8 protein-coding genes are annotated in these 9,267 nt (G+C 41.4%); 6 read left to right on the top strand and 2 right to left on the bottom strand.

Annotated features, from left to right (window positions below; translation table 11 throughout):
• Positions 1-492 precede the first annotated feature (492 nt).
• The 6 genes from gmd (at position 493) to DW981_RS13500 (ending at position 7,379) form a co-directional block, all read left to right on the top strand.
• Positions 493-1,545, top strand: coding sequence for a GDP-mannose 4,6-dehydratase (gene gmd, locus DW981_RS13475; RefSeq protein WP_118508088.1), 1,053 nt, complete (start codon positions 493-495; stop codon positions 1,543-1,545).
• Positions 1,546-1,620: 75 nt separating this feature from the next.
• The gene (locus DW981_RS13480) at positions 1,621-2,565 is read left to right on the top strand and encodes a GDP-L-fucose synthase (RefSeq protein ID WP_118508089.1); all 945 of its coding nucleotides are present in this window, start codon (positions 1,621-1,623) and stop codon (positions 2,563-2,565) included.
• Positions 2,566-2,673: 108 nt separating this feature from the next.
• Positions 2,674-3,993, top strand: coding sequence for a sugar phosphate nucleotidyltransferase (locus DW981_RS13485; RefSeq protein ID WP_118508083.1), 1,320 nt, complete (start codon positions 2,674-2,676; stop codon positions 3,991-3,993).
• A 21-nt stretch (positions 3,994-4,014) separates the two neighbouring features.
• Positions 4,015-5,013, top strand: coding sequence for a type I phosphomannose isomerase catalytic subunit (locus tag DW981_RS13490; protein ID WP_118508084.1), 999 nt, complete (start codon positions 4,015-4,017; stop codon positions 5,011-5,013).
• 126 nt (positions 5,014-5,139) lie between these two features.
• The gene (locus DW981_RS13495) at positions 5,140-6,831 is read left to right on the top strand and encodes a phospho-sugar mutase (protein WP_118508085.1); all 1,692 of its coding nucleotides are present in this window, start codon (positions 5,140-5,142) and stop codon (positions 6,829-6,831) included.
• Positions 6,832-6,920: 89 nt separating this feature from the next.
• Positions 6,921-7,379 (top strand): hypothetical protein, encoded by a 459-nt coding sequence (locus DW981_RS13500; RefSeq protein ID WP_118508086.1) that lies wholly within the window; start codon positions 6,921-6,923, stop codon positions 7,377-7,379.
• Here the strand turns inward: DW981_RS13500 and DW981_RS13505 are convergent.
• Together DW981_RS13505 and DW981_RS15410 are read right to left on the bottom strand one after the other, a co-directional pair.
• Positions 7,369-8,718, bottom strand: a complete 1,350-nt coding sequence (locus DW981_RS13505) for an MATE family efflux transporter (RefSeq protein ID WP_118508087.1) — start codon at positions 8,716-8,718, stop codon at positions 7,369-7,371. The genes DW981_RS13500 and DW981_RS13505 overlap by 11 nt on opposite strands.
• A gap of 303 nt (positions 8,719-9,021) precedes the next feature.
• The coding region (locus tag DW981_RS15410; protein ID WP_207664009.1) for a hypothetical protein at positions 9,022-9,267 on the bottom strand (246 nt) is incomplete at its 5' end.

The raw sequence follows: 9,267 nt of genomic DNA on the forward strand, positions 1-9,267 counted from the left end.
CTTATGTCTCGTATTTCAGAGACATTAAGTAACGTGACGTAGCGCATCGTAGCGAAAGCGTCCCGTCCAAAAATGGATGATACCTTGCTAAACCGGGACATCTCAGACAATCCTTCAGGCATGTATTCATCAGAGACTTAACAAAATAAGAAATCACTGTGAAAACTCTGCGTTCTGCAGCAATTGCTTTAGTTTTTTTGATGGCAGGATAATTTACCTTGTTGGCTGCAAAATAGCTATTATTTTACTGACATAATAAGCAATATGTATATGCGTGAGATATTAAGGTATGGAAAGTTTGAGTAATGAATAAAAACCAATATTGTGCTAAAAAGCGTAAAACATGCCAATATATTGTCTTGTTTTGCGTTTTTTTTGTGCGTAAAATAACGCTTGTATTTATGAAATAAGAGCATAGCAATTTGTATCGGCGCACACAGGATACAAATGGTTATGCTGGAAAACGTGTGCAGAATTGGAGTTTATTATATTATGAAAAAAGCGTTAATTACAGGAATTACAGGTCAGGATGGATCTTATTTGGCAGAGTTTTTGTTAGAAAAGGGATATGAGGTACATGGTATTACAAGACGAGCTTCAATCTCCAATACATCACGTATTGACCATTTGTTAGAAAAGAATGCTATTACATTGCATGATGGAGATTTGTCTGATTCTTCTTCATTGGTTCGTATCATTGGATTAGTTCAGCCGGATGAAATATATAATCTGGCTGCACAGTCGCATGTGCAGGTGTCGTTTGATGTCCCGGAATATTCCGGCGATGTTGATGCGATCGGTGTACTTCGTATTTTGGAAGCTGTCCGTATTTTGGGACTAACGCAGAAAACTAAGATTTATCAGGCATCTACATCTGAATTATTTGGTAAGGTGGAAGAAGTGCCACAGAGAGAGACAACACCATTTCATCCATACAGTCCATATGCGGTTGCGAAACAGTATGGCTTTTGGATTGTAAAAGAGTATCGTGAAGCATATAACATGTTTGCAGTGAATGGCATTTTGTTTAATCATGAATCGGAGCGTCGTGGTGAAAATTTTGTAACCCGCAAGATTACGTTAGCAGCAGGACGTATCGCTGAGGGATTACAGGATCATTTGGAACTGGGCAACATGGATTCCCTGCGCGACTGGGGATATGCGAGAGATTATGTAGAATGTATGTGGATGATCTTGCAGCATGATACGCCGGAAGATTTTGTGATTGCAACGGGAGAGCAGCATACGGTTCGCGACTTTACGGAAAAGGCGTTTGCAGCAAATGGAATGCAGATCCGTTGGGAAGGTGAAGGCGTGGATGAAAAGGGATATGATGCAGAGACCGGCAAGTTGTTAGTCAGCGTTAATCCGCAGTGGTTCCGCCCAACCGATGTAGATAATCTTTGGGGAGATCCTACGAAGGCAAAGACAGTACTTGGATGGAATCCACAGAAAACAAGTTATGAAGAACTGGTTCGTATCATGGCGGAACATGACCGTATGTTAGCGAAGAGAGAACGTGCGGTGACAAAAGCAGATGCATAGTGATGTAAAGAAAGAGAGAACGTGCAGTGACAAAAGCAGATGTATAGTGATGTAAAGAAAGGACATGTGATCGAAATGATGGAGAAAGATGCCAAAATATATGTTGCAGGGCACCGGGGAATGGTCGGATCTGCAATAGTCAGAGAGTTGGAAAGACAGGGATATACGAATATTGTTACGCGTACTCATGCAGAACTTGATCTGTGCAGACAGGATGCGGTAGAAGCATTTTTTGCGCAGGAAAAACCGGAGTATGTATTTTTGGCAGCAGCAAAAGTTGGCGGCATTGTGGCGAACCAAAATGCGCTTGCAGATTTCATGTATGACAATATGATCTTGGAGATGAATGTGATTCATTCTGCATGGAAGAACGGTTGTAAGAAACTTGAGTTTTTAGGGTCTTCCTGTATTTATCCGCGAATGGCACCACAGCCAATGAAAGAGAGCTGCCTGCTTACTTCAGAATTAGAGAAGACGAATGAGGCGTATGCACTAGCCAAAATTTCCGGGTTGAAATATTGTGAGTTTTTGAATAAACAGTATGGGACGGATTACATTTCGGTGATGCCGACCAATTTGTATGGACCAAATGATAATTATCATCCGACACACAGCCATGTGCTTCCGGCGTTGATCCGCCGTTTTCATGAGGCGAAAGAGAGTGGAGCAACAGAAGTGACTTGCTGGGGGGATGGCTCTCCACTTCGTGAATTTTTGTATGTAGATGATCTGGCCAATCTATGTGTGTTCTTAATGAACAATTATAGTGGTGATGAGACGGTCAATGCGGGAACAGGTAAGGAATTAACGATTAAGGAATTGACAGAATTAGTGGCTAAGGTGATTGGATTCAATGGAGAGATCAAGTGGGATAGTTCGAAACCAAATGGTACACCGCGTAAACTTCTTGATGTTAGTAAAGCTGAGATGTTGGGATGGACATATAAGACGGAATTAGAGGATGGAATTCGGTTATCGTATGAGGACTTTTTGAATAATCCGATGAGAGCAGAGCGTTGATCATATAGAAGTGTTATTACAGTTGATTTACAAAGGACTCCCAATGTTGGGGGTAGAGAGATCGGTTGAATGCGAATTGTTGCGTTGAGAAAGGAATAGTTAGTTATTATGAATTTAGTATTATTATCTGGTGGATCCGGAAAGCGTCTTTGGCCGCTTTCGAATGATGTTCGTTCAAAACAATTTATTCCATTTTTGAAAACGGAAAATGGATATGAATCAATGGTACAGCGTGTATATCGTCAGATTAAGTTGGTGGACGAAAATGCGGAAGTAACAATCGCAACGTCTAAGGCGCAGGTTTCCTCGATACACAATCAGTTGGGCGAAGATGTAGGGATCAGTATTGAACCGTGCCGCCGTGATACGTTTCCGGCGATTGCGTTGGCTGCCGCTTATTTGAAAGATGTTCGAGGAGTTGGGCTAGAGGAATCGGTTGTGGTTTGTCCGGTAGATCCATATGTTAATGATGATTATTTTGAAGCATTAAAGCGTCTGGGAGAATTAGCAGAAACGGAAGAGGCAAATCTGGTTTTAATGGGAATTGAACCGACGTATCCGAGTGAAAAATATGGATACATTATTCCGACATCAACGCAATCAGTAAGTGATGTATCTGTATTTAAGGAAAAGCCAACAGAAGAAATTGCAAAAGGTTATATTGCACAAGGTGCATTGTGGAATGGTGGCGTTTTTGCATTTCGCTTAGGTCATGTCTTGGACAGAGCACATGAGTTGATTGATTTTACGGATTATGCGGACCTGTTTGATAAGTATGAAACTTTGGAAAAAATATCGTTTGACTATGCGGTAGTAGAGCATGAAAAAAACATTAAAGTAATGCGCTTTTCCGGTGCGTGGAATGATCTTGGAACATGGAATGCATTGACTGAGATCATGGAGGGAAATACGATCGGTGAGGCGATCTTTGATGAAACGACAGAGAACACATTTGTGATCAATGAGATGAATGTTCCGATCTTGTGTATGGGTACTAAGAATATCGTCGTGTCGGCGAGTGCGGAGGGGATTTTAGTATCAGATATTGAGCAGGCAGATCGAATTAAGCCATATGTGGACCAGATCGATCAGCAGATCATGTATGCTGAAAAGTCGTGGGGGAGCTACCGTGTCATTGATATTGAGGAAGAAAGTATTACGATAAAGGTAACGTTAAATCCGGGACACAGCATGAATTATCATAGTCACGAGCACAGGGATGAGGTGTGGACAATTCTTTCCGGTGAGGGACGAACAATTGTGGATGGAATGGAACAGAGTGTCCGGGCAGGAGATGTTATTACGATGTCTGCAGGATGTCGTCATACTATTATTGCTAAGACAGAACTACAGGTGATGGAAGTACAGCTTGGTAAGGAAATCAATGTGCATGATAAGAAGGTGTACGAATTGCCGGCAACAAGGTAAGGCATAGTGCGGAGGATGAACATGGATAGAAAGCCGTTTTTATTGAAACCTGCCGCTAAGGATTATTTATGGGGTGGCAGTAGATTAAATGATGATTTCGAAAATATTGATATGCAGCCGCTGGCGGAGACATGGGAATGCTCGACACATCCGGATGGACCAAGTGTTATTGCAAGTGGTGAGTTTGAGGGAATGGAACTTGCAGAACTTTTGAGACGTTTTCCGGAATTTATCGGAGAACATCCGAGGAGTAATCCGTATCTTGAGGCAGGTGAACTTCCTATTTTGATCAAGTTTATTGATGCGAAGAAGGATCTTTCTGTGCAGGTGCACCCGGATGATGAATATGCAAGAAACAAGGAGGGGGAACTCTTTGGCAAAACAGAAATGTGGTATGTTTTGGATGCGGCTAAAGATGCAAAACTTGTGTATGGTTTTTATCATGATATGGATAAGAAAAAATTACGTCACAGCATAGAGAATGGAACAGTGGAAAAATACTTACAGAAAGTGCCGGTGCATAGAGATGATGTATTTTTTATTGAGGCAGGAACGGTGCACGCGATCGGCGCAGGAGCACTGATCGCGGAGATTCAGGAAAATTCTAATCTGACGTATCGTTTGTATGATTATAATCGTCGCGACAAGCAGGGAAAGCTGAGAGAATTACATGTCGATAAAGCGCTTGATGTTGTTGATCTGCGGCAAAGTTCGGAACCACGACAACCGCTCCGAGTATTAAAGTATCAAAGAGGCTGGGCGAGTGAACTATTATGCCGGTGCCAATATTTTCAGGTGGAGCGTATGCTGCTTAACACGGAATCATGTCGTGAAATGGCAGATTTTTACACAGATAAAAATTCCTTTCAGGTATTATTATGCACGTCAGGATGTGGTTTACTGCTTTATGGCGGATCAGGAGTGTTGCAGTTTTTTAAGGGGGATTGCATATTTGTACCCGCTGGTTCGGTGCCGCTCAAGATTCATGGAAGTGCGCAGATGTTGAAAGTGACGTGTTAAATGATCAGATTGACATAGTAAATGTTTGCTAAATGTGACAAAATTAAATGAATATGCGACAATTGCAAAATATTATCTTCAAAATGGCGAAGAGTATGTAGTTGTTGGAAAGGTTTGGTAAAGAGCATGAAAGAGACGATACAAAAAGAATATTTAAGGTGGAAGACATTAGCAGATGATCAGGATGTAGCTGCAGAATTACAAAGTATGGACGGCAATGAAGAGCAGATCGAGGATGCATTCTATCGTAATTTGGCATTTGGAACCGGAGGATTACGCGGAGTAATTGGTGCCGGAACAAATCGAATGAATATTTATACTGTGGCAAAAGCGTCTCAAGGTTTGGCAGATTATGTAAATAAGCAGTTTGTACCGAACAAGAGAAGTATTGCGATCAGTTATGATTCGAGAATCAGATCAGACGTATTTGCAAGAGTTGCTGCAGGAGTTTTTGCGGCAAACGGAATCCAATCTTATATTTATAAAGAACTTATGCCCACGCCTTGTTTGTCCTATGCCGTGAGGGCACTTCATTGTGCTGCTGGTATTATGGTAACAGCGTCTCATAATCCGTCGAAGTATAACGGATATAAAGTATATGGGGCAGATGGCTGTCAGATTACAACAGAGGCAGCAGATGCTATTTTAGCAGAGATAGAAAAGTTAGATTTGTTTGATGATGTGAAAAGAGTATCCTTTAAAGAGGCGTTAAACGTTAATAAGGTGTCCTATATTTCGGACAGAGTGTATGATGACTTTATCGAAGAAGTAAAAAAACAATCATTATTATCGGACGATCTTGTCATTAATAAAGATGTTTCTATTGTATATACGCCATTGAACGGGACGGGGTTAAAACCGGTTTTACGGGCATTAAAAGAATCTGGTTATACAAATATTACTGTAGTAAAAGAGCAGGAGCAGCCAGATGGATATTTCACAACTTGCCCATATCCAAATCCGGAAATTAAAGAAGCAATGGAACTTGGAATAGCATATGCTAAGAAGTGCAATGCAGATTTATTACTTGCGACCGATCCTGATTGTGATCGTGTTGGTATTGCAGTTAAAAATAAGCAGGGAGAACATGTATTAGTAACCGGCAATGAAGTGGGAATGCTGTTGTTAGATTATATTTGCAGCAGACGAATTGCGATGGAGACGATGCCGGAGGATCCGGTTGCTGTAAAAACAATAGTTACCATTGACATGGCAGAAAGAATAGCAGAACATTATGGTGTCAAAGTAATTAATGTTTTAACTGGTTTTAAATTTATTGGTGAACAGATTGGTTTATTAGAAAAACGAGGAAAAGAAGATTCATATATCTTTGGATTTGAAGAAAGTTATGGGTATCTGTCGGGGGGATATGTCCGTGATAAAGATGCGGTGAATGGAGCATTTTTAATTTGCGAAATGTTTGCATATTATGCTACTTTAGGCATTAGTTTATTGGATAAATTAAACGAGTTATACGAGCAGTATGGATATTGTCTTAATACCTTGCATTCCTATGAATTTGAGGGGGCTGCGGGATTTGATAAGATGCAGAGGATCATGGCTGATTTTCGTGCCGGAATAACTTCATTTGCCGGTAAAAAAGTGATAAAATGCAATGACTATAAAGAAGGCGTTGATGGATTACCAAAGTCAGATGTATTGAAATATTTCCTAGAGGACCATTGTTCTGTTGTTGTGCGTCCTTCGGGGACGGAACCTAAGTTAAAAACATATATTTCGGTGAGTGCTGAGAACCGGGAGAAAGCAGTCATGGTAGAGCAGGACATTGCGTGTGAATTGGAGCGAAAGATGAAATGAATTATGTCAATGCCGCATTGACATTAGACGATAACATAGTTAAGATAATCTTATTTTAGCTTATATCAATGGAAAAGGTGCGTGGGACTATGAAAGAGCAACACATCCCTAAGTCGGGTCGGCCGCTCAAGAAACCAAATTATGATGCGGCTGCCATTTTACAGGACACGGTGGAGCAAGCTGTTAGATATTATACGATTTCCGGCGATAAGAGGGCAGGAGATGCAAAGCATCGTTCTTTAGCTGAGATTGGACGCTTAATGGAGATGAATCCTATTAAAGTGCGCAAGCTATTGATCACGGCAGGGGTGTATGAGAGTGACATCGCAGATCATGTAAATGCCGTGTTTGCGAAGCATCGTGCCAAGCTATCGTACAAAGAAGCATTAAAACAGACCTGCATGGAAACAGGTCTGTCTAGAGCTTCTGTAAATTCTTATCTCCCTTATGAGAAAGGGATTTATATGCCGGAGGATTGTTCACCGGATGAAATTAGTGTTGGAGCAGAGCGGATAAGACGGTTTCGCAGGAAAAATGCTACTCCGTAAATTTACGTTCCACATGCCATAGCGTTACGCCACAGATAATTCCGGCGATGACGATGGAGATAAAGTCTGCGACGGATTGTGCGTAGATCACACCGTTTAATTGGAACAATTTATTTAGGATAAAGAGCATTGGGATGAAGGCAAGTCCCTGACGACATACCGTAAGCAAAAGAGACTGCAAAGCTTTTCCCATTCCCTGCAAGGTATTGATACATAAGAACAAAATACCGATAACAGGACCGGAAAGCTGTAGTGCGATCATCATTTTGATGCCGGAAGTGACAACTTCCTGATCGTTGATAAATGCATGGATGATCGGCTTGCGGGCGATCACCATTAGGAGCGTAAGTACAGTACCCATAATGACAGCGCACAGCCCGGTGAAAAAGAATACTTTTTTTAGGCGTTTTACATTTCGGGCACCGTAGTTATAACCGATGAGTGGCTGTATTCCGACGCAGAGTCCGATCTGCAGTAAGATAACGATCATGTTCGCTTTCATGGCGATTCCCATGGCAGCGACCGGTGTGTCTCCATAGCTGATCAACACTTTATTTAATAAGATATTAGCACAGCTCATCAGAATATTATTGAGAGATGCCGGAATTCCGATGGAAAAGACGCCGGATGCGATACGGTTTTTCCATTGAAAGTCGCTTGGCTTTATGGAAAGGACCGTTTCTTTTTTGTGCAGCAGATAATAAAGATAGAAAATACAAGCTGCCACATTGCCAAGTACAGTAGCGACAGCTGCTCCGGATACACCCCAGCCAAGCCATAAGATCATAATAGGATCCAAAATAATATTGGTGATGGTACCGATCAGATTTCCGATCATGGATTCTTTGGCAGCTCCTTCGCCGCGGACAATATTACCGTAAGCAGTGCCAAACATGACAAAAGGGGCACCGATCGCAACGAAAGTAAGATATTGTCTTGCATAATCAATGGTGGCCGGACTGGCACCGATCATTTTGAGAATACCATCCATAAAGAGAATGAATATTAGTGTCATCAGTATCCCGACGCCCAGAGAACCATAGCAGCAAAAGGCAGAAATGTGTCTCGCACGCTGCTCATTTTTTTCACCAAGTGCACGTGAGATCGCGGAACTTCCGCCGATCCCGAAGAGATTGCCGAGCGCCATAAACACCATAAATACAGGTGTTGCAAGAGAGACTGCAGCCACCTGCATGGCATCACCGGTCTGACCGATAAAAAAGGTATCAGCCATATTATAAATAACAACTACCAGCATTGTGACGATCGTTGGAATAGCCATAAGTGCCACTGCCTTTGGGACGGATGTTTTTTCAAATAAATCTCGGTTTGAATTCATAGCAATATTTACCTCCTGTGTTTGTGTATAATTCATCGTTATCAAAATGATTTTCTGATCGTATTTGAATGTCTTTCATCATGATCAAAATGATTTCGACGTACCTCATGTTGTACTATGTAAAATACAACTTATCTATTTTACGCCACTTTTCGCCAAAATGCAAGTCGATACACTACTCCACATCGCATTTTTCTTAATTGCTCAAACTGCGCACATCAAAAATTCTCATGTTGTCACATATTGCTTATTATGTCGATGGGCTAATTATATTTTGCAGCCGCTATGTAGTGAGTCCTGCCATCAAGAAACTATAGCAATTGCTTTGCCGCAATTAGTTTTCAGTTGATAGGAAATTGCTGTTATGTAGCGTGACATCGCCAAGAATTGCTTTAGCAATTCTTGTAGCGCAAAACGCTGGTTTTGCGCTTTTTCACAGTGATTTCTAGATTTTGTTGTCTCTGATGATTGATTTACATGCCTTTCGGAAACTCGAAGTCCCGGAAGCAAGGTATTCATCATTTTTGAAAGGGACTTTGCGCTCGTCGT

The organism is Clostridium sp. AM49-4BH (assembly GCF_003478335.1).
Lineage (GTDB): Bacteria > Bacillota > Clostridia > Lachnospirales > Lachnospiraceae > Butyribacter.